This is a genomic window from Brevundimonas goettingensis (genome assembly GCF_017487405.1).
Lineage (GTDB): Bacteria > Pseudomonadota > Alphaproteobacteria > Caulobacterales > Caulobacteraceae > Brevundimonas > Brevundimonas goettingensis.
Genome location: NZ_CP062222.1, coordinates 72,686 through 96,485, shown reverse-complemented (window position 1 = coordinate 96,485; position 23,800 = coordinate 72,686). Strand labels below are relative to the sequence as shown.

18 protein-coding genes are annotated in these 23,800 nt (G+C 68.6%); 9 read left to right on the top strand and 9 right to left on the bottom strand.

The features are described 5' to 3' along the window. Positions 1-49 precede the first annotated feature (49 nt). The 6 genes from IFJ75_RS00485 to IFJ75_RS00460 all read right to left on the bottom strand — a co-directional run bounded on the left by IFJ75_RS00485 (position 50) and on the right by IFJ75_RS00460 (position 6,389). Entirely contained in the window at positions 50-1,060 is a 1,011-nt protein-coding gene (locus IFJ75_RS00485; protein WP_207870625.1) for a protein-L-isoaspartate O-methyltransferase family protein, read from the bottom strand. Then, positions 1,057-3,540, bottom strand: coding sequence for a spermidine synthase family protein (locus IFJ75_RS00480; RefSeq protein ID WP_207870624.1), 2,484 nt, complete (start codon positions 3,538-3,540; stop codon positions 1,057-1,059). The genes IFJ75_RS00485 and IFJ75_RS00480 overlap by 4 nt, the downstream gene beginning before the upstream one ends. A 32-nt stretch (positions 3,541-3,572) precedes the next feature. Then, entirely contained in the window at positions 3,573-4,286 is a 714-nt protein-coding gene (locus IFJ75_RS00475) for an alpha/beta fold hydrolase (protein WP_207870623.1), read from the bottom strand. A 374-nt stretch (positions 4,287-4,660) separates the two neighbouring features. Next, entirely contained in the window at positions 4,661-5,491 is an 831-nt protein-coding gene (locus IFJ75_RS00470; protein WP_207870622.1) for an LD-carboxypeptidase, read from the bottom strand. Further along, positions 5,488-5,814, bottom strand: a complete 327-nt coding sequence (locus IFJ75_RS00465; protein WP_207870621.1) for a hypothetical protein — start codon at positions 5,812-5,814, stop codon at positions 5,488-5,490. The genes IFJ75_RS00470 and IFJ75_RS00465 overlap by 4 nt, the downstream gene beginning before the upstream one ends. A gap of 2 nt (positions 5,815-5,816) precedes the next feature. Then, positions 5,817-6,389, bottom strand: coding sequence for an isochorismatase family protein (locus IFJ75_RS00460; RefSeq protein WP_207870620.1), 573 nt, complete (start codon positions 6,387-6,389; stop codon positions 5,817-5,819). A gap of 72 nt (positions 6,390-6,461) precedes the next feature. On the opposite strand from IFJ75_RS00460, the gene IFJ75_RS00455 reads away from it, so the two are divergent. The 8 genes from IFJ75_RS00455 to IFJ75_RS00420 all read left to right on the top strand — a co-directional run bounded on the left by IFJ75_RS00455 (position 6,462) and on the right by IFJ75_RS00420 (position 16,422). Then, the gene (locus tag IFJ75_RS00455; RefSeq protein ID WP_207870619.1) at positions 6,462-7,871 is read left to right on the top strand and encodes a UDP-N-acetylmuramate--L-alanine ligase; all 1,410 of its coding nucleotides are present in this window, start codon (positions 6,462-6,464) and stop codon (positions 7,869-7,871) included. A gap of 109 nt (positions 7,872-7,980) precedes the next feature. After that, on the top strand, positions 7,981-9,588 hold the full coding sequence (locus IFJ75_RS00450; protein ID WP_207870618.1) for an ATP-binding protein: 1,608 nt from the start codon (positions 7,981-7,983) through the stop codon (positions 9,586-9,588). Between the two features lie 46 nt (positions 9,589-9,634). Next, positions 9,635-11,683 carry a TonB-dependent receptor gene (locus tag IFJ75_RS00445; protein WP_207870617.1) on the top strand — a complete coding sequence of 683 codons (2,049 nt, stop codon included), beginning with the start codon at positions 9,635-9,637 and terminating at the stop codon, positions 11,681-11,683. A gap of 90 nt (positions 11,684-11,773) precedes the next feature. Then, positions 11,774-12,451, top strand: a complete 678-nt coding sequence (locus tag IFJ75_RS00440; RefSeq protein WP_207870616.1) for a PepSY-associated TM helix domain-containing protein — start codon at positions 11,774-11,776, stop codon at positions 12,449-12,451. A gap of 39 nt (positions 12,452-12,490) precedes the next feature. Beyond that, positions 12,491-13,006 carry a DUF2271 domain-containing protein gene (locus IFJ75_RS00435; protein WP_207870615.1) on the top strand — a complete coding sequence of 172 codons (516 nt, stop codon included), beginning with the start codon at positions 12,491-12,493 and terminating at the stop codon, positions 13,004-13,006. A 14-nt stretch (positions 13,007-13,020) separates the two neighbouring features. Next, on the top strand, positions 13,021-13,956 hold the full coding sequence (locus tag IFJ75_RS00430) for a DUF4198 domain-containing protein (RefSeq protein WP_207870614.1): 936 nt from the start codon (positions 13,021-13,023) through the stop codon (positions 13,954-13,956). A 98-nt stretch (positions 13,957-14,054) separates the two neighbouring features. After that, on the top strand, positions 14,055-15,047 hold the full coding sequence (locus IFJ75_RS00425; protein WP_207870613.1) for an FAD:protein FMN transferase: 993 nt from the start codon (positions 14,055-14,057) through the stop codon (positions 15,045-15,047). 1 nt (position 15,048) lies between these two features. Further along, complete coding sequence (locus IFJ75_RS00420) at positions 15,049-16,422, top strand: sulfite reductase subunit alpha (RefSeq protein ID WP_207870612.1); 1,374 nt, start codon at positions 15,049-15,051, stop codon at positions 16,420-16,422. A gap of 58 nt (positions 16,423-16,480) precedes the next feature. On the opposite strand, the gene IFJ75_RS00415 is transcribed toward IFJ75_RS00420, so the two are convergent. From IFJ75_RS00415 to IFJ75_RS00405, 3 genes are all read right to left on the bottom strand, one after another. Beyond that, positions 16,481-17,164, bottom strand: coding sequence for a Fe2+-dependent dioxygenase (locus IFJ75_RS00415; protein ID WP_207870611.1), 684 nt, complete (start codon positions 17,162-17,164; stop codon positions 16,481-16,483). A 72-nt stretch (positions 17,165-17,236) separates the two neighbouring features. Beyond that, entirely contained in the window at positions 17,237-19,480 is a 2,244-nt protein-coding gene (locus IFJ75_RS00410) for a TonB-dependent receptor (protein WP_207870610.1), read from the bottom strand. 171 nt (positions 19,481-19,651) lie between these two features. After that, positions 19,652-21,223, bottom strand: coding sequence for a vWA domain-containing protein (locus IFJ75_RS00405; RefSeq protein WP_225896925.1), 1,572 nt, complete (start codon positions 21,221-21,223; stop codon positions 19,652-19,654). Between the two features lie 628 nt (positions 21,224-21,851). Here IFJ75_RS00405 and IFJ75_RS00400 point away from each other — a divergent pair. After that, entirely contained in the window at positions 21,852-23,702 is a 1,851-nt protein-coding gene (locus IFJ75_RS00400; RefSeq protein ID WP_207870609.1) for a monovalent cation:proton antiporter-2 (CPA2) family protein, read from the top strand. The last annotated feature ends 98 nt before the right edge of the window (positions 23,703-23,800 follow it).

Sequence of the window (23,800 nt, the reverse complement as noted above, 5' to 3'; positions counted from 1 at the left end):
GGTGCCGTCATCCGTCGCCACTGGCTATTGAAACCCGCTGGCGTAGTCTTCACCCCGGCTTCGGCCGCGCCTGCATCGCCCCGGTCATGGGAATGAAGAAGACGCCAACGTCGCGGCGGCTGTGGACCCGACCTTCGGCGTCCTTGGTGTAGACATACAGGACCTGGCCTCGGCGGAAGGGCTGGCCGATCGGGATGATCAACTTGCCGCCGGGCTTGAGCTGGCGGAACAGCTCGGGCGGGGCGTACTGAGCGACGCAGGTCAGCATGATGGTGTCGAAGCCCTCGGTCACTTCGGGCCAGCCGAAATAGCCGTCGCCGACCTTGCCGTGGACGTTGGAATAGCCGAGCGGGGCGAAGATCCGGTCCACTGCCCGGCCGATCGGCTCGATAATCTCGATGGTGTAGGCGTCGCGCACGACACGGCTGAGCAGGGAGGACTGGAAGCCCGAGCCAGTGCCGATCTCCAGCGTCACATCCGTCGGCTTCGGCGCCGCCAGCTGGGTCATATAGGCCTGCCCTAGATAGTCCGAGAGCACCGAGCCATGGCCGATGGCCCAGGGCTTGGGATCGGCCTCATAGGCCTGGTACGCCGTCGAAGCTGCCTGCGCGTAGGCGTAGTGGAAATATTCGCGCGGCACGGCCTCGAAGGCGGCCAGCACATTGGGATCGGCGACGCCGTTGAAGCGGCCCTCGAGGTAGGTCTTGATCCGGGCGATGGCGGCCGGCTTGCGGGTCTGGATTTCGGCCCACTGGGCTTCGGTGATCGCGCTTGGGCGGCCCGAGGCCTCCATGGCGGCCTGGAAGGTGGCGAAGGTCCAGGGGCTGGCCGCCGCCTTGACGCCATTGACCACGGCGGAAGGCGCGGGGCCGGTTCCGGGCGCGGGGGCGGCTGCGGTCGGCGCCGGGGCCGGGGCGGTTTCAGCGCTGCCCTGCGTCGGGTTCAGCCGCGCCTGCACATCCTTCATCGCCTTGTCGTCGCAGGCGGCCAGAGGCAGGGCGGCGAGACCGGCGGCCCCGGCCAGAAGGGCGCGACGGTCCATCGTCGTCGAGATGGTCATGCGGGAAACTCCAGCGGCGTCGGGGCGGCGCCCGAGGGGTTGGGAACGGGTTCGGTCGCGGCGCTGCGGACCGGGCGCGCCGCCTTCACCCCGACCGGCAGGACGAGGAAGGCGACGGCGTAGAGGCCGGCGGCGACGATCAGCAAAGAGGAGAAGCCGACGTCGCGGCTCATCAGATTGGCCAGAGGCGTGGCGACCACGGAGAAGGCGCCGTTCAGCCCCCAGGCCCAGGGCAGGGCCCGGCCATCACCCACCGAAATCAGCCCAAGGGGGAAGGGCATGCCCAGCGCCAGCGACACCGGAGCGGCGGCCAGAACCACCGTCCCGGCCCGCATCCACAGCGGCTGGTCCAGCGTCCGCATCAGATAGTCCTCACCGCCGATCAGCATCGCCGCGATCCAGGCCAGGACCACGATCAGGCCGATGGCCGAGGCCACCTTGGGCATCGCCCCCACCCTGCCCGCGATCATGCTGCCGAGGCCGGAGAAGATCAGCATTGAGGTCAGGACCAGGGCGAAGGCCGAGGAATAGTCGTTCAGATAGAAGGCGGCCCGGTCGATCAGCAGGATCTCGATGAACAGGAAGCCGAGGCCGAGCGCCGGGAAATAGATCACCGGCCAGAGGCGGCGCGGCTCCTTGGCCATGCCCTTTCGGCGCACGAACAGGGCCGGCGCGGCCAGCACCAGAAGCGCGATCAGAATGGCCTGGCCGAGCACGGCGACGTTCACCAGCGCCCCGATCTCGGCCTGGGGCAGGACCTCCAGACGCTTGATCAGGGTCTGCGGGTGCTCGATCCGCAGCGAGGAATAGAATGCCGGACGATCCAGGGTCGCGGGGCGGATGTGGAAGGCGCCGCTCGACGCCGAAGGGCGACCGGCCAGCACCGCCCCGACCTCATTGGCGATGGCGTCGTCGGGGCCGGTCGAGGTCATCTGGCCGGTCTCGAAGGAGACGCCGGGCAGGTCGTTGAACAGGGACGCGCGGGCGGCGGCGACATTCATCCCGGGCGCCCAGGACACATCGAAGGAGCGCGCTTCGCAGAAGGCCTTCAGCGCCGCGATGTCGGCCGCCGCCCAAGGCGTCGAACTGATCAGGATCCGCGCATTCCACGCCGAGCGATAGATCATCACATGGGCGGACGGATCGGCGACGCCGGTGCTGAGCAGGGCCGAGCGCGCCGTCGAAACCACCCGCAGGGCATAGACGGGGAAGTCGCGAATAGAGACCGAGATCGACACCATCCCCCCGGGCCGCAACGACGCCAGATAGGCCTGCATCGCCTCGACCGTGACCCCGGTGACATTGGCCGGCGCCGCATCGACGAAGTCGGCCGAGACGTCGATGACGTCATAGCGGTTCGGCCCTGCCCGCCAGGCCGCCGCGATCGGTCCGCCGTCCAGCAGCCGCACGCTCGGATCGGTGACCATCGCCGGCGACGGGCCGAGACCGTGGATCAGGGCGTCCTTGAGCACCGGCTCGCCCTCGACCCCGTCGATATTGGTCGCGCCCAGCGCCTTGGCCTCGGCGATGCGGAAGCCACCCGACAGCCCGACAAGGAGTGTCTCGGCATGGGGCCTGAGCACATAGGGGGCGGCGCTGAGGGCGCTGGGGGCATAGGCGGCGTCGCGGCTGAAGGCCTTGGGCAGGGAGGCGATGCGATTGCCGTCGCGATACAGGCCATAGGTCGCCGGCGGTCCGGCGATCCCCATCAGTCCGGCGTTGTTCGAGACATCAGCGTCGACCCGCTCGGTGAAGTCGTCGAGCAGCAGATAGTGGCCGCGCGGCGCGCGGATTTCCGCCACCACCTTGGCCCCCGGCGTGTTCATCGGCGCATAGATGGCCTTGAACTCGCTGAAGGCCGGGGCCGTGCCGGTGAACAGCACATATTCCCCGCCCACGAGCGCGGCGAGCGCCAGCAGGCCGCCGACCCAGCGGCTGCGTCCCGGCTGAAACCACGGCCCGAGCGCCAGCGGGATCAAGAGCACCGGCGCCAGCAGGAAGGGATGGATGACGAACATCAGGCCCAGAGCCACCGCCGATCCCAGCCCCGCGCCGATCAGATCATAGCCGTAGACCCGCCCGATCTCCCGGTGATTGAGCACGAAGATCAGGGAGATGTAGAGGCCGGCGAGGAAGAAGAAGGGCAGCAGGGCCGCATAATAAAGGCCGATATTCCTGACCTGATCCGGCCAGGTGGTCGGGTTCTGCAGCTGCAGCGGATTGAACGGATTGGCTGTCATCATCTGGAAGCCGAAGGCGGCGGCCAGGATCATGGCCGCGGGAAGGATCGCCCTCAGCGCCACCCCCGACCTCGCCACCGTGTCGCGGAACAGGGCGACGAAGACACCGGACAAGGCGAAGCCCGCCATGACGATGGAGATGATCCAGTAACCGTACTCCGACCATTTCGCGACGGCGAAGTAGCGGGTCAGGGCGTTCTCGATCCCGATCACGCCGAGCGCGATCAGGAACAACGGCATCAGCGCCGCCCGGCTTCTGGCCGCGACCCCGCTCAATGCACGGACCCCGTGACGCGATGGTCGAGAAAGCCGATCAGGAGGGCGTTGAACCGGTCGGCGTCATCGACGAACAGGGCGTGGCCCGCGTCCTCGAACACCTCCATCCGGGCGTCGGCATGGGTACGGACCAGGTTCTCGCCCTGAGGCCTCAGCCGGGGCCGAACGACATAGAGGACGGGCTTGCCGGTCGAATGCAGGGCCTGGCGCCAGGAACTGCGCGGAACGTCATAGGCCAGCAGGCGGCGCTCGTCGGACTGGCTCATTCTCAGGGCCTGATCGGTGAGCCGGGCGCGATAGTCCGCCCCCGGATCATGGGCGAACATGGAGGCGACGAAGGCGGCGCGGCGGCGACGGCGTTCGTCCTCGGGAAGGTCGGCGCGATCCGCCGGACTGCCTGTCCCCGGCCTTGCCACCGGGGCCGGCTCCTCGCCCACGGAGTTGTCGATCAGGACGAGCCCCGCGATCCGACCGTCGCCCTGCCCCGCCACATAGGCCAGACTGTCGAGCACACCCAGCGACCAGCCGACGAGGACCACCGGGCCCGGCGCCGCATGATCCATCAGTTCGCCGATGTCGCGCCCGCGCCGTTCGTAGCTGTAGCCGAAGGCCGTGACCTCGCTCTCGCCCTGGCCGCGCGGGTCGAGAGCCAGCACGTGGAAACGGCCTTTCAGGGCGTCGATCTGATGTTCGAAAATCCACCCCGGCATGGTCCACCCCGGCACGAAGACGACGGTGGGTGGTCCGCCAGCGATAGCGTCAGGTCGGGGGCCCGCCTCCAGATAATGAAGGCGGGCCCCGTCGCTGGTGATGAAGCTCCGGCTCTCGACAGCCCTTATCCCCGGGACCGGTTGGGCGCCCCCCGACGCCGTAACCGGACCTGCCGTAAAACCCGAGACGACCAGCCACACCGCGCCGGCGGCGGCCGCACGCGTCCAGGCCGTCAGCAGTGGTGCGCCAAAGGGCTCCATCGCCCGCATCTGGCCCTGACAATTCGCCGGTGTCGATAGATGTTTCTTAACAGCGATTAACGACGTCGCACGGGCGTGTCCGCCGCGCATCATTCTCGCTTGCCGGGCGAGAACTAACCGAACGGCACAACCTTGTTGTCGGCGTCGTGACCGATGTCCGCCTTGCCGAGGAAGGGGATGCCGGAGCGGTGACACCAGTAGCGGACGATCTCCTGGGCGGTCAGGCCGAAATCGGGATCGTTGGGGGTGACGTCTGAGACCCTGCCCAGACGGATGCCCGCGACCTTGCGGATCGACGGCTGGCTCGTGAGGTGGAACATCATCCGGTCGACGCGATACAGGGCCTCGGACACCTCCTCGATCATCAGGACGTGGTCGGTCAGGTCGGGCTCCAGCGGCGTGCCCACCAGCTGGTCGATGATGGTCAGGTTGAAGGCGACGGCCTTCTTCCTATCGATGGCCAGCGACGGCTCCAGCCCCTGCTCGTCGCCCTTGACCAGCCAGGCCAGGGCCCGTTCGGCCGTCTCGTCATGACGCACCGAATCCGAGGCCATCGGCCCGTGGGCCAGATGTTTGAACCCCGCCTTGTACATCCCGGCCAGCAGGGTGCCGACGTCGGAATAGCCCATATAGCGCTTGGTCCGGGCGACATCGTTCAGGCGCGAAATCACGTCCTCGACGATGCGGCAGGAGCCATAACCGCCGCGCGCGAACCAGATGGCGTCGAAGCGCGGGTCGTTGGCGTATTCGACAAAGGCGTCGGCCCGGGCCCGGTCGTCGCCGGCGAAATGGCCGTGCTTCATGAAGCAGGCGGGATGGAAGGTGACGGCGATGTCGCCCTCCGGATGGTGCTCGGCCATCCAGGCCTCGACCGCCTCGGCCCGCTCCTTCGCGAAACGGGAGCTGACGCAGACGACGCCGATCTTGAAGGTATTGGCCATCATGGTTTGGGGGTCATCCGGGCTTTGGCGCGACGTCGATAATGTCCAAGGAGCAATTGCCAGACCATCATCAGCAGGAGCGCGGCAAGCGTCGCAAAACCATGAACTGTTCCGATAAGCGGCGAAGCCGGGATCGGCAGCCACCCCCGTTCGGCGACGATGCAGAAGAGGATGACTGCGCACGCAGCCAGCAACGAGGCTCCGTAGATCCTGTTCATCCATTGCGGCGGCGCAGCTTCGCGAGCGAGCGCTTGCTCGGCCGGCGTCAAACGGCTGCCGAACAGAATCTCCATCACCCGCGCGCCGAAGGTCTTGAACGACGGCATGGTCATCCTCCCAGCGCCCCGACGATCTCGGTCACCGACCGCACCCGGGCGATGCGGGGGAAGACCAGCTTCATCGGAAAGTCCTGCATGGCCTGCGAAAAGGTGGTCGATGCGTCCTCGGCGACGATCATCGAATAGCCGTGCGACCAGCCCTCGCGCACCGTGGTCTCGACGCCGAAATTGGTGGCGATCCCGCCGACGATGACCGTGTCTATCCCGCGCCGACGCAACAGGGTGTCGAGTTCGGTGCCGTGCAGCGCGCCCCACTGCCGCTTGGTGACCGTGATGTCGGCGAGGGCCAGAAGCTCGGGGACGATCTCCGTATAGTTGGCCGGGACCGGATCGGTGGAGACCGGATTGTCGATCAGCCCCTGCGGTCCGTTGATCCGTCCCGGGCCGAAACTGACGTTGACGGCGACCACCGTCCCGCCCGCGGCCTTGACCGCCCGGGCGAGCGTCAGGCCGTTTTCGACCACCGTCTCGCTGTCGTAGGGCGAGAGCGTATTGGCGAGGATTCCGGCCTGAAGGTCGATCAGGACGAGGGCGGTCTTGCCCGGATCGATTTCAAGCGTCACGAAGCCTCCGAAAACTCATTTCCGGCCGCGAACCCGCTGGCGGTTTGCGGCCAAGTCCTGTTCTAAGACCTGATGACCCACGACGTCTCCTACTTCTTCTGCGGAATCGGCGGCTCCGGCATGCTGCCGCTGGCCATGATCGTTCAGGCGCAGGGGAACGCCATCGAAGGCTCCGACCGGGCGCTGGATCAGGGCCGCACCCCCGCCAAGTTCGACTGGCTGCGCGCCCACGGCGTGACCCTGCACCCGCAGGACGGATCGGGCGTGACCCGGGCCGAACAGATCGTCGTCGCCACCGGCGCCATTGAGGACACCGTCCCTGACATCGGCGCGGCCAAACGCGCTGGCGCGACCATCGTCACCCGCCCGCAACTCCTGAGCCAGTTGTTCAACGCCGCCCCGACCTCGGTCGGCGTCGCGGGCACCAGCGGCAAGTCGACTATCACCGGCATGGTCGCCTGGATCCTGCATTCAGCGGGCCGCGCCCCCACCGTCATGAACGGCGCGGTGATGAAGAATTTCGCCGACCCGGACCATCCCTTCGCCAGCGCCCTGATCGGCGGAGCCGATCTCTTCGTCGCCGAGGTGGACGAGTCGGACGGCTCCATCGCCCGCTACGATCCGACCGTCGCCGTGGTCTCCAACATCTCTCTGGATCACAAGTCGATGGAGGAGTTGCGCGACCTGTTCGGCGGCTTCACCGGCCGGGCGAAGACGGCCGTGCTCAACCTCGACAATCTCGAAACCGCCGCCCTGGCCCAGACCCTGGTCGATCAGGGTCGCGCCGACGCCGTCGTCACCTTCGCCCTCGGCAATGACGACGCCGACCTCTCGGCTCACGACCTCAAGCCCCTGCCGACCGGCATGACCTTCGATCTGGCCGAGCGGTCGAGCGGCGAGCGGCTGAAGGCGACCCTCAACGTCCCCGGCGCCCATAATGTCGCCAATGCCCTGGCGGCTCTCGGCGCTGTCCGGGCGCTCGGCGTGCGGCTGGACGAGGCGGTCAAGGCGCTGGAGAGCTTCGCCGGCATCCGCCGCCGCATGGAGGTCGTCGGCACGAAGAACGGCGTCACCGTCATCGACGACTTCGCCCACAACCCCGACAAGATCGCCGCGACGCTGAAGACCCTGCACGCCTTCGACGGACGGCTGCTGATCCTGTTCCAGCCGCACGGTTTTGGGCCGCTGAAGCTGATGAAGCGCGAGTTCATCGAGGGCTTCGCCGGCCTGATGCGTCCGGACGACGTGCTGGTCATGCCCGAGCCCGTTTATTACGGCGGCACCACCGACCGCAGCGTGGGATCGGAAGACATCGCCGCCGGCGTGCGCGCACTCGGCCGCAATGCCGAGGCCCTGCACGACCGCGCCGCCTGCGGCGACCGCATCGTCGAACTGGCGCAGCCCGGCGACCGGATCATCGTCATGGGCGCACGCGACGACACCCTGTCGGAGTTCGCGGCGGAGCTTCTGGCCCGACTTTAATTCCGGACCCGGAACACCTGTCACGACATGATCTAAAAACCGTCATTTCCGGCAAAGCTGACGTTAAATTCCTGCCCCTAAACGCCCCTTCGAACAGGGGGAGTTTTGTATGGCCCGGATCGGGGATTTCATCAGCGCGGTGGCTGCGGTGTCTCCGGACACGCCGGGCGCGCAGATCTTCGACCGGTTCCAGTCAGAGCCCAATACCCTGGTCATCGCCGTCGTCGATGCGGACGACCGTCCCGTCGGCCTGATTGAACGCAACGCCTTCACCCTGAAGATGGCCGCCGAGTTCGGCCGCGCCCTCTATGCCCGTCGTCCGGCCTCCAGCCTGATGAACGAAAGCCCCCGGATTCTCGACGCCGACACCGACGCCGCCGTCCTGTTCCAGAGCCTGGACGCGAGTGATCTCGGCGGGCTGCTGAACGGCTTCATCGTCACCTCGGGCGGCCGCTATGTCGGCGTCGGCGCCGGCGTCCATGTGCTGCAGGCCGGCGCGGTCATCCATCGCAAGCGCGCCGAAGAGATGAGCACGCTCGTTCGCGATCTGGGCCGGGCCGAGCAGGAGGCTCGCGCCTCCAGCCGCGCCAAGTCCGAGTTCCTGGCGGTGATGAGCCATGAGATCCGCACGCCGCTGAACGGAGTGCTGGGCGTCGCCGCCCTGATGGAGCGCGAGCTGACCCAGGCGAAGATGCGCCCCTATGTCCGCACCATCCTCGATTCCGGCCAGAACCTGCTGCGGCTGTTGACCGACGCCCTGGACATGTCCCGCGCTGACGCCGGGCTGATGAGCTTCGAGACCGCGCCGATCGATCTGAACCGGCTCGGCGAGGACCTGAAGGCCTTGTGGAGCCCCCGCGCCGACGAGAAGGGGCTGACCCTGTCCGTCGTGTGCAAGACGGCTGAAGGCGACTGGGCTGTCGGCGACGAGATGCGGCTGAAACAGCTGTTCAACAATCTGATCGGCAACGCCCTGAAATTCACCCTGGCCGGCGGGGTCGAGGTGCGGATCGAGAGCGCCGCGCGCGACGGCGATCTGGTCGTGACCGGGATGGTCGACGACAGCGGCCCGGGCGTGTCCGAGGCCGCCGCCACCACCATCTTCGATCCCTTCAACACCGGTCAGGCCGGGCGTGAGGGCGCCGGCGCCGGTCTGGGTCTGGCCATCTGCCGCCAGATCGTCGAGCGGCTGGGCGGCGCCATCGCCGTCGACCGGTCGCCGCAGGGCGGGGCCCGCTTCCGCTTCACTGTCCCGCTGCCCGAGGCCGGGCCGGAGATGCGCGACACCCGGGAGAAGATCGCCGAGCCGACGCCGCACGAGACTCTCCACGTCCTCATCGTCGACGACAACGCCACCAACCGCTTCGTGGCGGGCAAGATGCTGGAGCTGTTCGGCTGCACCACCGCCACGGCCGAGAATGGTCAGGAGGCCGTCGAACGGATCAGGGCCGAACCCTTCGATCTGGTCCTGATGGACATCAAGATGCCGGTCATGGACGGGGTCGAGGCGACGCGGGCGATCCGGTCGCTGGCCGGTCCGGAAGCGACACTGCCCATCCTGGCCCTGACCGCCAACGCCGATCCGAAGGACGAGCGTCTCTATCTGACGGCAGGCATGAACGGCGTGGCCCAGAAGCCGATCCAGGCCGACGCCCTGCTGAACGCCATCCGACTGGCCCTCTCCGACGAACCTGAAATACAGGTTGAAGCCGCTTGAGCTGAGGCCGCGCAACCGCGACCGAAGTCGGGTATTGTAACGCTCGATGTTCCAAATCCCTCCCCCGCCGCCCGAGCCCACCCTGCTTCCCGAGGTGGTGGTCACCGCCGCCCGCCTGCCCCCCGCCGCGGGCGAGGCCGCCTTTTCGGTGATCCGTCTGGACCAGACGACACTGGACCGATCGACCCGTCTGGACGAGGCCCTGGCGACGGTTCCGGCCGTCTCCCTGTTCCGGCGCACCTCCAGTCTCGGCGCCAATCCGACGACGCAAGGCATCAGCCTGCGGGCCATCGCCCCCTCCGGCGCGGGGCGGACGCTGGTGACGCTGGACGGCGTGCCCCTCAACGACCCGTTCGGCGGCTGGGTGATCTGGTCCCAGGTCGCGCCGGAAAGCCTTGAGAGCCTCGACATCGTGCGCGGCGCGGGGGCGGGTCCCTATGGCGCCGGCGCCCTGACCGGGGTCATTGCGCTTCGCGAACGCGACGGCGAGGGCGGGATGCTGGACGCCTCGGTTGGTGAGGACGGCGGGCGTCGGCTGGCTGCGGCGACCACGCTGACGAGCGGGCGGGTGGCGATCACCGGTTCGGTCCTGCTCGACCATTCGGACGGCTATATCCCCGTGCGCGGCCCTGCCGCCGGCGCCGCCGACACCCCGCTGGACCTGGATACGAAGAGCGCCGCCCTGCGCGCCGACGTCGGCCTGGACGCCCTGACCGCCCTGTCCCTGCGCGCCTCAGCCTATGACGAGGATCGCGGCTCGGGCCTTCTCAACACCCGCTCATCGGCCATCGGTCACGTCTATTCGGCGACGCTGAGCCGCACGCCGTCGAAGGGTGCTCTCGGCTGGCGGGCCCAGGTCTGGCGGCGACAGAGCGATTTCTCCAACTCTTCGGCCTCGGTCGCGGCGGACCGATCGACCACCACCCCGGCCAACGACCAGTACGCCACCCCCGCGACCGGCTGGGGCGCCAATCTCGCCCTGCGCCAGAGCGCCCTCGACCTATTCGGCGGGCGGCTGGAGTGGGAGCTGGGCGCCGACGCCCGCTACGCCGAGGGCGAGACCCAGGAGCGGTTCAGCTGGTCCGCGCCGCTGAACCGCTTCACCCGCGACCGTTATGCAGGGGGCGAGACCTCCGTCATCGGCGCTTATGCCGAAGGCTCCTGGACCGGCGGTCCCTGGCTGGTCGCGGGCGGCCTGCGCCTGGACCAGTGGAAGAACGCCGACGGCCACCGGCTGGAACTCGACCGCGCCACCGGCGCCGCCCTGCTGGACGAAACCTATGCCGACCGCTCCGGCGAGGTCACCTCGGCCCGTCTGGCCGTGCGACGCGATCTGGGCGCCGGCTGGGCCGCCCGCGCCGCCGCCTATTCCGGCTTCCGCCCCGCCACCATCAATGAGCTGCACCGCCCCTTCCGGGTCGGCAACGACATCACCGAATCCAACCCCGATCTGGAGCCCGAGCGGCTGCAGGGCGTCGAGACCGGACTGTCGTGGGACCGCGAGACCACCACCCTCGGCGCGACCCTGTTCTGGAACCGGATCGAGGACGCCATCGTCAATGTCACCATCGGGACCGGGCCGGGCGTCATCGCCGCCCTGCCCCGCGGCGGCTTCGTCCCCGCCGGCGGCGTCCTGCGCCAGCGCCAGAACGCCGGGACCATCGAGGCGACCGGTGTCGAGCTGAACGCCGAACAGCGTCTCGACCGCATCACCCTGACCGCGGCCGTCTCCTGGACCGACGCCGAGCTCGACGGCGGGACCTCGGCCCCGCAGCTGACCGGCCTGAGGCCCGCCCAGGCGCCGGAGTGGAGCGCCACCGCCGGGATCGACTGGCGCGCCACCGACCGCCTGACCCTGTCCAGCCGCGCCCGCTACGAGAGCGCCCGCTTCGACGACGATCTGAACAGCCGCACCTTGGACGCCGCCCTGACGCTCGACGCCCGCGCCGACTTCGCTCTCCGGGATGGCGTCAGCCTCTACGCCGTCGCCGACAATCTGTTCGATGAGGATGTGGAGGTGTCGCAGACGGCCGACGGCATCGCCGGCTTCGGCCCGCCCCGTACCCTGCGCGCGGGCCTCACCCTCAGCTGGTAGAGTTGGGCCGGCAAGGAAAAGGGTCGCAGGGGATCGGTTTCGCATCCGCATCTATTGCAAATCGTTCGCAAGATATGGCACAGCCACGCCGTGACCGAAACCGCTGCAAACCCGCGTTCCAAAACTGCCGAGACCGCCAAGGCCAAGCCGCCGGCGATCAACAAGGCGCGCGCCTTCTGGCTCAAGCAACTGCACAGCTGGCACTGGATTTCGGCGGGCCTGGCCCTCGCCGGGATGATCCTGTTCGCCGCGACCGGCATCACCCTGAACCACGCCGCCCAGATCAAGGCGACGCCCGTGGTCTCGGACCAGACCGGAACCCTGCCCGCCCCGCTTCTGACCCGTCTGGCCGAGATGCCGGAGGAGGCGACCGCGCCGGTTCCGGACGCCGTGGCCCGCTGGGCCGGGCAGACCTTCAAGGCCAATATCGGCGGCAAGCCGACCGAAACCACCGCCGACGAGGTCTATGTCGCCCTGGCCATGCCCGGCGGCGACGGATGGCTGACCATCGACCGTGCAACGGGTGAGACCCAGTACGAAGTCACCTCCCAGGGCTGGGTCGCCTACATCAACGATCTGCACAAGGGCCGGAACACCGGACCGGTCTGGTACTGGTTCATCGACGTCTTCGCCGCCGCCTGCATCGTCTTCGCATTGACCGGCCTGACGCTTCTCTGGCTGCATTCTCGCAGCCGTCCCATGACTTGGCCCCTGGTCGGTCTGGGTCTGCTGATCCCCGTCATCATCGCCCTGATCTTCGTCCACTGATCCCTCCCCGCCCCTCCCTTCACTGACCGAGTAGAACCGATGCGCCTCCTGCCCGCCGCCGCCCTCGCCGTCACTGCGGCCTCCGCCGTCGCCGCCCCGGCCATGGCCGCCGACCTGACCGTGACGATCGAGGTCCCCCGCCTGCCGGTCGCCGCCTATCACCGCCCCTATGTCGCCGTCTGGATCGAGAACCCGGCCGACCAGGCCGCCGTGCGCACCCTCGCCGTCTGGTACGAGCAGGTGAAGCCGGACAACGAGGGCCAGACCTGGCTGAAGGACCTGCGCACCTGGTGGCGCAAGGGCGGCCGCGCCATGCGCATGCCGGCCGACGGCGTCTCCGGCGCCACCCGCGCCCCGGGCCGTCAGACCATCACCATTCCCGCCGCCCGCCTCTCCGGCGTCGCCGCCGGCCAGTACAATCTCGTCGTGGAAGCCGCCCGCGAACAGGGCGGCCGCGAGGTCGTGCGCGTGCCCTTCCGCTGGGGCGCTCCGAACACCGGCCGCGTCGCCGGAACCTCTGAACTGGGCGCCGTTTCCGTCGCCGTCAGCCGCTAAAGGAAGCCACAGACATGAACCGTCTCAAGACTGGCGCCGCCCTCGTCGCCCTGATCGCCGCCTTCGCCGCCCCCCTGTCGGCCCAGGCCCACCGCGCCTGGATCCTGCCCTCGACGACCAGCCTGTCGGGCACGGAAGGCTGGGTCGGCTTCGACGCCGGCATCTCCAACGGGGTGTTCGACGCCGACCATGCGGCCATGCGCCTCGACAACCTGCGCGCCACGGCGCCGGATGGCTCCAATGTGCCGCTCGAGCACACCATGCAGGGCCAGTGGCGCTCGACCTTCGACGTCCACCTGACCCAGCCCGGCACCTATCGCGTCGGCAGCGTGTCCCAGACCGCCAACGCCACCTGGACCCTGAACGGAACTCCCGGCCGCTGGCGCGGTCCGGCCGCCGACCTGGCCGCCAACATCCCCTCGGGCGCGACCGATGTGGTCTCGGCGGTCAATTCCAACCGTCTGGAGACCTTCGTCACCCTGGGCGAACCGACCACCACCGTCTTCCAGCCGACCGGCCAGGGCATCGAATTGGTCCCGACCACCCACCCGTCCGAACTGGCCGTGGGCGAGGCCGCGACCTTCCAACTGCTCAAGGACGGCGCACCCCTGGCCGGCGCCGACGTCACCATCGCGCGCGGTGGGCTGAAATATCGCGACGCCCCGGAAGAGATCACCGCCAAGACCGGCGCCGACGGCAAATTCTCGGTCACCTGGCCCGAGGCCGGCATGTACTGGATCAACACCGTCAACCGCCCGGGCGGCGCCCCCCAGCGTGAGGGCGGCGAAGGCCCGCGTCCGGAAGGCCCCCGTCCTGAAGGGCCGCGCCCCGAAGGCGCACCCGCCGCCGGCGGCGAAGGTCGCGGCCCCGGCGGTCCCGGCGGCGGTCGCATGGCCGGCCCGCCGACCCCCTCGGCCGCCTATACCGCCGTCGTGGAAGTCTTCCCCTGACCTTCAAAGGGTCAAAAGCCGCGCCGCCGCCGATCCTGATCGGCGGCGGTTCGCCGTCTGAGGAGGACGGTCAGGACAACCGCGTCCTGATCCCGCCGATGAGCGCCCCGCCGTCCCGCCCCCCCAGCGACATCGTCTGGAGCCTGGGCGGCGAGACCATGGGCACCGGCTGGTCGGCCCGGATCGTCGCGCCTCCGGGCGTCGACAAGGAGGCGCTCGACGCCGCCATTCGTCAGGAGCTGGACGCCGTCGTCGCCGTCTTCAGTCCCTGGGAGGCCGCCAGCGAGATCAGCCGTTTCAACGGCGCCCCCGCCGGGACCTGGGCCCTGTCGCAGCCCTTCTGGACCCTGCTCGACGCGGCCATGGACATCGCCGACGACACCAATGGCGCGGTCGATCCGACGCTGGGCGCTCTCGTGGATCTGTGGGGTTTCGGCCCGCCCGGACCGCGTCCCGCCGACGCCCCCCTGCCCTCCGACGAAGAGATCGACGCGGCCCAGGCCCTCGGCGGCTGGCAGTCGCTGCGCCTCAACCGCGAGGCCCGCGCCGCCGTCCAGCCCGGCGGAGTGAAGCTCGACTTCTCCGGCATCGCCAAGGGCCACGCCGTCGACCGCGTCTCCGAACGCCTGACCGCCATGGGCGCAACCTCCCACCTGATTGAGATCGGCGGCGAGCTGCGCGGCGCGGGGGTCAAGCCCGACGGCCAGCCCTGGTGGGTCGAGATCGAACAGCCGCCGGGCAGCCCCGCGCCCCGCACCCTGATCGCCCTAGTCGACATCGCCCTGGCCACCTCCGGCGACTACCGCAAGGCCTTCAGCCATGAGGGCCGCCGCTATTCCCACACCCTGGACGGCCGCACGGGCCGCCCCATCGACAACGGCCTGGCCTCGGTGACCGTGGTCCATCCTTCCGCGATGAAGGCCGACGCCTTCGCCACCGCCCTGACCGTCATGGGCCCCTATGACGGCCCCGAGTTCGCAGAGGCCTATGGCCTGGCCGCCCATTTCGTCGAACGCACCCCGCGCGGGCCGATCGAGCGGATGACCCCGCTCTACGCCGCCATGCTCGAAGACGAGTCGAAGGAAGACTGACGTGACGACCGATCCCGTCCACTGGATCGCGGCGGCCGTCGCGACGGGTCTATGGCTGATCGTCTGTGCTGCGGTCGCCGTCGCGAGCGCCCGCGCACGGCGCGCCGACCGCGCCCGCACCGAGGCCTTCGGTGGCGGCGGGTCCGATGCGACCCTGATCGCCTACGCCAGCCAGACGGGCTTCGCCGAGGAACTGGCCCTGATGACTGCCCGCGCCCTGACCGAGGCCGGACAATCCGCGCGTGTCGTCTCCTTCGCCGACCTCGAACGCGACATGCTGACGGCGACGAAGCGCGCCCTGTTCGTGGTCGCCACCACCGGCGAGGGCGACGCCCCCGACAGCGCCGGCCGTGTCCTGCGCCGCATGCTGGATCGCGACGCCGCCCTGCCCGACCTGACCTACGGAATGCTGGCGCTCGGGGACCGGAGCTACAAGGACTACTGCGGCTTCGCCCATGTGGTGGACGGTTGGCTAAGGCGTTCGGGCGCCACGCCCCTGTTCGATCTGGTCGAGGTCGACGACGCCGATCCCGAAGCCATCCGCCACTGGCAGCATCAGCTCAACGCGATCACCGGCTCCAATGCCGAGCCCGATTGGACCCCGCCGTCCTACGATCGCTGGACCTTGGTCGAGCGCCGCCTGCTCAATCCCGGCAGCCCCGGCGGCGAGGCCTTCCACCTGGCCTTCGCCCCCGTCGAGCACACGCCCGACTGGTCCGCCGGCGACATCGTCGAGATCGGCGTCCCGGCGCCCGAGGGCGACCGCCCGGCTGCGCGCGAATACTCCATCGCCTCCCTGCCCGCCGACGGCCGGCTGGAACTGCTGGTGAGGCTGATGCGCCATCCCGACGGAACTCCGGGTCTCGCCTCCGGCTGGCTGACCGGTCAGGCGAACCTCGGCGACGAGGTCGCCATGCGGGTCCGCGTCAACCGCGGCTTCCACGGCCCGGCCGCTACGACCTCGATGATCCTGATCGGCAACGGCACGGGTCTGGCGGGCTTGCGCGGCCACCTGAAGGCCCGCGCCTCGGGAAACGCCAAGGTCGGGGAGGCCTGGCTGATGTTCGGCGAGCGCACCTCGGCCCATGACGCCTTCCACGACGTCGAGCTCCAGACCTGGCTCGCCTCGGGCGTCCTGACCCGGCTGGACCGCACCTTCTCGCGCGACCCCGGCGACGGCCGCTATGTCCAGGCCGTCATCGCCGAACAGGCCGAGGAACTGCGCCGCTGGATCGACCGCGGCGCGGCCATCTACGTCTGCGGCTCCCTCGAAGGCATGGCCTCGGGCGTCCACGCCGCGCTGGAAGAGGCCCTCGGCCCCGACCGTCTGATCACCCTGGCCGAGACTGGCCGGTATCGCCGCGACGTGTACTAATCACCGCTCATCCGTCATGCTGCGGTTGCCACCTTCTCCCGCAAGTAGAAGGGGCTCGCTAAACCTCCGCCCAGCGCCTCAGCAGATTGTGGTATACGCCGGTCAGCTCGATGACGGCCTGATCCTGCGGCCCCTTGTCTATGTTCACGCGCTGGGTGGCGATGTCGAGCTGGAACAGGGTCTCGCGGGCGGCGTCGTCGCGCACCAGCGACTGCAGCCACATGAAGCTCGACACCCGGGCGCCGCGCGTCACCGGTGTGACCCGATGCAGGCTCTTGGATGGATAGAGAACCAGATCGCCCGCCGGCAGCTTGACCGACTGGGCGCCGTAGTTCTCCTCGATCATCAGCTCGCCCCCGTCATAGTCCTCGGGCTCGGACAGGAAGAGGGTCGCCGACAGGTCGCTGCGGATCCGCACCCCGGCCCGGCCCTGCTGGCGGATGGCGTTGTCGACATGGACGCCGAAAGCCTGACCGCCCTCATAGCGGTTGAACAGCGGCGGATAGATCGTGTGCGGCAGGGCGGCCGAGACAAACATCGGATTGGCCTCCAGCGCCTGTCGGACGATCAGCCCGACCTCGATGGCGACCTCGGAGGTCTCCGGCAGCTGCATGTTGCGTTTGGCCAGGGCCGACTGGTGGCCCGAGGTGGCGTTGCCGTCGCTCCACGGACCGGCGTCCAGCCGCTGGCGCAGCACGGCGACCTCGTCCTTGGTGAAGACCTCGGGAATATGAAGCAGCACGTCGAAAGTCTCCGAAACGACGAAGGGCCCCGCCGCGAACGACAGGGCCCCTCAACTAACCGCAGAACGGTCCTAGAAGCGAACGTTCAGCGCCAGGGTGGCCGAACGACCCGGCGCCGGGTCGGCATGGTGCACGCCGTTGGTGCGCAGGATGTACTCTTCGTCCGTCGCGTTCTGCACGTTCAGCTGCAGGGTGGCGCGCTCGGTCAGGTCGTAGGAGGCGAAGGCGTCGACGCGGGTGTAGGCCGGGGCGTAGATGCCGTTGGCGCCGCCGCCGGCGCCGCCCTGGTTGCCGCCGTTGGAGTCCGAGACGTAGTAGACGCCGCCACCCAGAACCAGCTTCGGCAGCAGGCGGTAGGTGGTGAAGAGGCTGAAGTTGTTCTCGGGCGTATTGGCCAGCGGATCACCTTCATTGACGCTGCTGTCGGCGGCCTGAACCAGTTCGCTGCTCTGATAGGTGTAGCCGCCGAACACCTGCCATTGCGGGGTGATGTTGCCGGAGAAGCCGATCTCGATCCCCTGAACCTCGACTTCGCCGACCGGCTGGGCCAGTCCGTCGACCACGACCGAAGCGTTTTCACGCGTCAGGCTGAAGGCGGCGATGCTGAGCTGGAGCTGTTGACGGAACAGGCTGGCCTTGGCGCCGATCTCGTAGCTGAGGGTGTCTTCCGGAGGCAAAATCGACTGGGCAGGCGTGGCGCTGGAGTTGCCGTCGCCGCCATTGACCGGGGGCGGGGTCGAGGAGGTCGAAACCGAGCCGTAGATGCTGGTGTTCTGCGTCGGCTTGTAGACCAGGCCGACCTGATAGTTGGTGAAGTCCCACGATGCTTCAGCGACCGGCAGACCGGTCGAGGCCACGCCGTCCACCGAATAGTCGTCCCAGCGCAGGCCGAGGTTCAGCAACCACTTGTCTCCGAGCTCGATCGAGTCGAAGGCGTAGACGGCCTTGGTGTCGGTGGTGTTCGAAGTGATGGCGCCCAACACCTTGGTGCCGGTCCAGGGATCGCTGGGATTGGGGTTGTAGAGCGGGGTGCAGTCCACGCCGGTCAGAGGCGCCGGACAGGCCGTGCCCGTCAGGGACGTGACCGTCCACGACGCGTTGTCGTTGACCTCATGGGTGAACTCGGCGCCGAGGCTGAAGCTGTGCTTGATCGAGCCGGTGTTGAACGTGCCGAACAGTTCGGTGACGTTGGCGGTGGTGTCGACCGGGTTCCAGCGCGACTTCAGACCGCGCTTCATCCACCAGACGCCGTTGACCAGAACGGCCGTACCGCCGTCGCCCGGATTGGTCACGACATAGTCGTTCAGGGTCTCGGCGTAGCGGGTGATGTTGCGGATCGTCAGATTGGGCGTGAGCTGATGCTCCAGCCGCAGCGTCGCGCTCTTGACGGTGTTGGTCAGATAGTCACGCGCCGTCAGGCCGTAGAAGGTGTCATAGGGCACATCCAGAACGCCGCTGGCGTTGGGACGCGGCGCCGTCGTGGCGGAGCCCTTCTTTGTATAGAGGGGGATGCCGTAGTCGGGCATCTGGTTGCTGTCGAGATAGTTGAAGCTCAGGGTCGCGGTCGTCGCGGTGTCGATGCCCACCGCGAAGGAGGCCGCGACGCCGAGCTTGTCGTAGTCCACCGCGTTGCGGTTCGCCACGTCGCCCGAGGCCGACAGGATGTTGATCCGGAAGCCGGTCGAGTCGTTGATGCGCCAGTTCTGGTCGATCGTGCCGCGCCAGTAGCTGTCGGTGCCGCCGCCCAGCGAGACGTTGGTGAAGTCCACCAGCTTGGGCGTCTTGGACGACAGATTGATCGAGCCGCCGCCCGAGCCGCGGCCCGAATAGGCCGAGTCCGGACCCTTGATGACCTCGACCTGTTCCAGGTTGAAGACCTCGCGTTGCTGACCGCCCGAGTCTCGGATGCCGTCGACGAAGATGTTGTTGCCCGAGGACTGGCCGCGGATGAACGGACGGTCGGCGAGCGGCTGGCCGCCCTCACCGGCGCCCATGGTGATCCCGGGCGAGGTGCGCAGCAGGTCCTGAAGCGAGGTGGCGCCGATCTGCTCGATCACCTGCTGCGGGATGACGGTGACGTTGCGCGGCGTATCGACCAAGGGGGCGACGTATTTGGACGATTCCGGTTCGGCGCGACGGCGCTGGCCGTTGACGTCGACGTCGCCGACGGCGGTCGATTGCTGGGCGTCAGGGGCGGCCGCGATCGGGCCTTCCGGGGCCACGTCGGCGGCGAGGGCGGGCGCGGCGCAGAGCATGCCGGCGGCGCTGGAGGCGAACAGAAGAGCGCGAAGCGTCGCGGCGCGGGAATCGGTCATCGGGGGAGGAGATCCAGGACGGTTAAGCTGATTTTGCGATGCGCTCGCAATATCAACTTCCGGCCAAGGTTCAACCTCAATTGCGAATAAATCGCATTTATGCGGACACGACTGTGTCGGGATCGAAACAGATCGACCCCGACACTCGCCTTTTGGAGGACAGATGGCCCCCTAAGGCTGGCCTCTCGCGGACAGACTGTCCGCCGCGCGGATCAGTTGCACGACCTCCGCCCGGTCGCCGTAAGGGTCGTCGCCACGCGCCCCCTGGGCCTGGTCGAGGATCGAGGCCCAGTCGTAGTTGGCGGCCATCCAGGGGTCGCCGCGCAGGCGCTGGCCGAAGGCGGCGACGGCCATGGCCCAACGGGTGCTTTCCGGCGGCTGGGCCGAGACCCTGTCTCCGCCGGCGTTGGAGACCACATGCTGGATCAACCGCGATGTCGGCTGGCCCGGCAGCTTGTAGCGGACCTGAACGAAGCCGACCTCCCCGTCCGGATCGCCCGCGCCCCACTGCAGGGCCGGTGTCCGGCGGTTGTCGTCGTAGCGCCGCTCCGGGATTTGCGACGGCCCGCCGACGGGGGTGATTTCATAAAGGGCCGTGACCGAGGCGCCGGAGCCGACTTCGCCCGCATCGATGCGGTCGTTGCTGAAGTCCTCCTCGTTCAGGAGCCGGGTCTCATAGCCAATGAGGCGATACTCGGAGACGCGGCCCGGATTGAACTCGACCTGGATCTTCACATCGTCGGCGATCGGGAAGGCGCCCTTGTCGAACTGGGGCCCGAACAGGCGGCGCGCCTCGTCCAGGTCGTCGACATAGGCGGCTGTCCCGTTGCCGGCCTGGGCGATGGTCTGCATCCGGGCGTCCTGATAGTTGCCGCGCCCGAAGCCATAGACCGACAGATAGATGCCGGTTTCCCGCTTGTCGGCGACATAGTCCTCCAGACGCTTGTTGTCCGTGACCCCGACGTTGAAGTCGCCGTCGGTGAACATCAGGATGCGGTTGACCTTGTCGGCGCCGAAGGCGGCCTGGGCCTGGTCATAGGCATTGACCAGCCCCTGCGCCCCGGCCGTGCCCCCGCCGCTGGAGAGCGACGCGACGGCGCAGCGCAGTGTCAGCTTCTCGGCGCCCGAGGTCGGCCCGACCGCCGTGCCGACGGCCGAGGCGTAATAGGTCACCGCCACCCGGTCTTCGGGCCGCAGCCGGTCGATGATCAGATTCATCGCCTGCTGGGCCAGGGCCAGTTTGTCGGGCGAGTTCATCGAACCCGAGACATCGACCATGAAGGTCAGGTTCAGCGGCCTGCGCTCGCCCGCCGGCAGCTCATAGCCCTGCAGGCCGATATGGACGATCTGACGGCCCGGTGACCAGGGCGAGGCGGCGACCGCCGTGGTCACCGCGAAGGGCTCGGCCCGGTTGGTCGGACGGGCGTAGCCGTAGTCGAAATAGTTGATCAGCTCCTCGACCCGCACGGCGTCCTTCGGCGGACGGGCGCCGTCGGCGATGAAGCGGCGGACGTTAGAATAGGCGGCGGTGTCCACATCGATGGAGAATGTCGAGACAGGCTCATCGGCGACCCGGTGAACCGGATTGGGCGTGGCGTCCGGATAGTGTTCCGTGTTCGCCGGCTGCGATGGCGGCGGGGGAGCGATGTTCCCGTGGACCGCTGACGAGGCCGGGACCCGGCCTCCGGTCACCGCGACTCCGTCCACCGAATTCACGCGGCCTGTGGCGTCGGTGGTGATCACCGGCGGACGGGCCGGGGCCGGCGGAGCCGGTGGTGGCGGAGGCGCGGACGGAGCGGGCGCTGGCGGAGGGGGCGCGGGCGGAGGGGGCGCGGGCGGAGAGGGGCGCGGGCGGAGGGGGCGCGGGCGGAGGGGGCGGTCCGGGCACGATCACCGGCGGCCCCTGATACTCGACCCGATCCTGCTTCTTTGTCGGCGCGATCGGGATCGTGACCGGCGGCGGACCCGCTGGACGGATCTGCAGATGCGGCTGCGCCGTCGTCGGCGTGCGGCTGACATAGCCGAAACGTTCGGGAGCCGGATTCAGGTTGAAGCCGAGCGGGGCGCAGGCGGCGGGCGTCGCCTCTCCATCGCCGCCGACGGGCCGGGGCGACGGCGATCCCCCTGCCCCTCCCCCCGTACCGACGGGCGCGGCCAGAGACAGGCCGACGACGGCGGCCACCCCCTGTTTGAGCATGGTCGAGAGCATGGCATCTTCCTCCGGTTATATCGTTGGTTGCATGAGGCCGACTGGCGTTCGTCGAAACTGTGGCCGGGCTGCGAACCAAAAAAGGCGGGTAGCGACTGTGTCCTGATGGCAATCTTTCGCCCCAGCCCCCACTATGAAGCTTCAGCAGACAGGGCAGACGATATGGCGGATCCGACGGGCGGAATGGGACTGGGCCATGCGGTCGCGCTGCTGGCCGCCGCCGTGGTCGCCGTGCCCCTGTTCAAACGGTTCGGTCTGGGGGCGGTGCTGGGCTATCTCGCCGCCGGCCTGATCATCGGCCCGTTCGGCTTCCGGCTGATCCAGGACGCCGAGGCGGTGCTGCACGTCGCCGAACTGGGCGTGGTGATGTTCCTGTTCATCATCGGGCTGGAGATGCGCCCGGCCCGGCTGTGGAGCCTGAGGAAGGAGATCTTCGGCCTGGGCTTCCTGCAGGTGATGACCTGCGGCGCCCTTCTGACCGGCGCGGCCCTGCTGGCCGGTCTGGCCGCACCCGCCGCCATCATCGCCGGGGCCGGCTTCGCCCTGTCCTCGACTGCCATCGTCATGCAGCTGCTGGAAGAGCGGAACGAGCAGTCGGACGCGCCCGGCCAGCGGGTCGTGTCCATCCTGTTGTTCGAGGACCTGTCCATCGTGCCGCTGCTGGCCCTGGTCGCGGTGTTCGGCGGCATGTTCGGCACGGCCATCGAGAACCCGCAGCCGATCTGGCTGACCATCGGCTTCGCCGTCGCCGCCGTCGCCGCCGTCTATGTCATCGGGCGCTGGCTGCTCAATCCGGCCTTCCGCCTGCTGGCCCGCTACGGCGGCCGCGAGGTGATGACGGCGGGCGCGCTTCTGGTCGTCCTGGGCGCCGCCTGGGCCATGGACCTCGGCGGGCTGTCGATGGCCATGGGCGCCTTCCTCGCGGGCGTGCTGCTGTCGGAATCGACCTTCCGCCACCAGCTGGAGGCCGACGTCGAACCGTTCCGCGGCATCCTGCTGGGTCTGTTCTTCCTCAGCGTCGGCATGTCGCTGGACCTCGGCGTCGTGGTCCGCGACTGGCCGATGATCCTGGGCGGGGTCGCCGCCTTCATGTTCGCCAAGATGGCCGGGGTCTATGCGATCGCCCGCATCAAGTCGGGTCATGGCGAGGCCCTGAAGCGCGCGGCCCTGATGGGAGAGGGCGGAGAGTTCGCCTTCGTCCTCTATGGCGCGGCCCTGGCCGCCGGCCTGTTCGACGCCCGCACCGCCGCCATCCTGTCGGCCGTCGTCATCCTGTCCATGGCCCTGACCCCGGTGCGCATGCTGCTGGCCGACCGGTTCAAGCCGAAGGACGTCGTGTCGCTGGAGGGCATCGACAAGGCCGTGGGCCTGCGCGAGCGGGTCCTGATCATCGGCTTCGGCCGTTTCGCCCAGGTGGTGGCCCAGCCGCTGCTGGCGCGCGACGTGGACGTCTCCATCGTCGACATCGATGTCGAGATGATCCAGGCGGCAGGCAATTTCGGCTTCAAGGTCTATTACGGCGACGGCGCCCGGCTGGACGTGCTGAGGGCCTCTGGCGCGGGCTCGGCCGAGACCATCCTGGTCTGCGTCGACAAGCCCGAGACGGCCGACCGCATCGTCGAACTGGTCAAGGCCGAGTTCCCCCTGACCAAGCTGTTCGTGCGCGCCTATGACCGCGGCCATTCGATCCGGCTGATCAAGGCCGGGGTCGAGTTCCACATCCGCGAGACCTTCGAATCCGCCCTGGTCTTCGGCGAACATGTGCTCAAGGATCTGGGCTTCTCCGAAGACGAGGCGCACGAGACCATCGAGGATGTCCGTCGCCGCGACGACGAGCGGCTGACCCTGCAGGTGGCGGGCGGGCTCCAGGCCGGCCGGTCGCTGTGGCGCAACAACACGACGACGCCGCAGCCGGCGCCCTACGTGAAGCCGCGCCGCGAGAGTCAGGCCCTCAACGAAGAAGCCGCCGAGGTGCTGGACGACGAGCATGACGGCGATCGCGAGCGGGTTTAATCCGTGCGATCCCTCATGATGCGTCACCGACACAGTGGATTCGGGTTCTTCGCGCACGGATGAAATTCCGGGAACGACAGGCCCTGTGCGGGATTTTT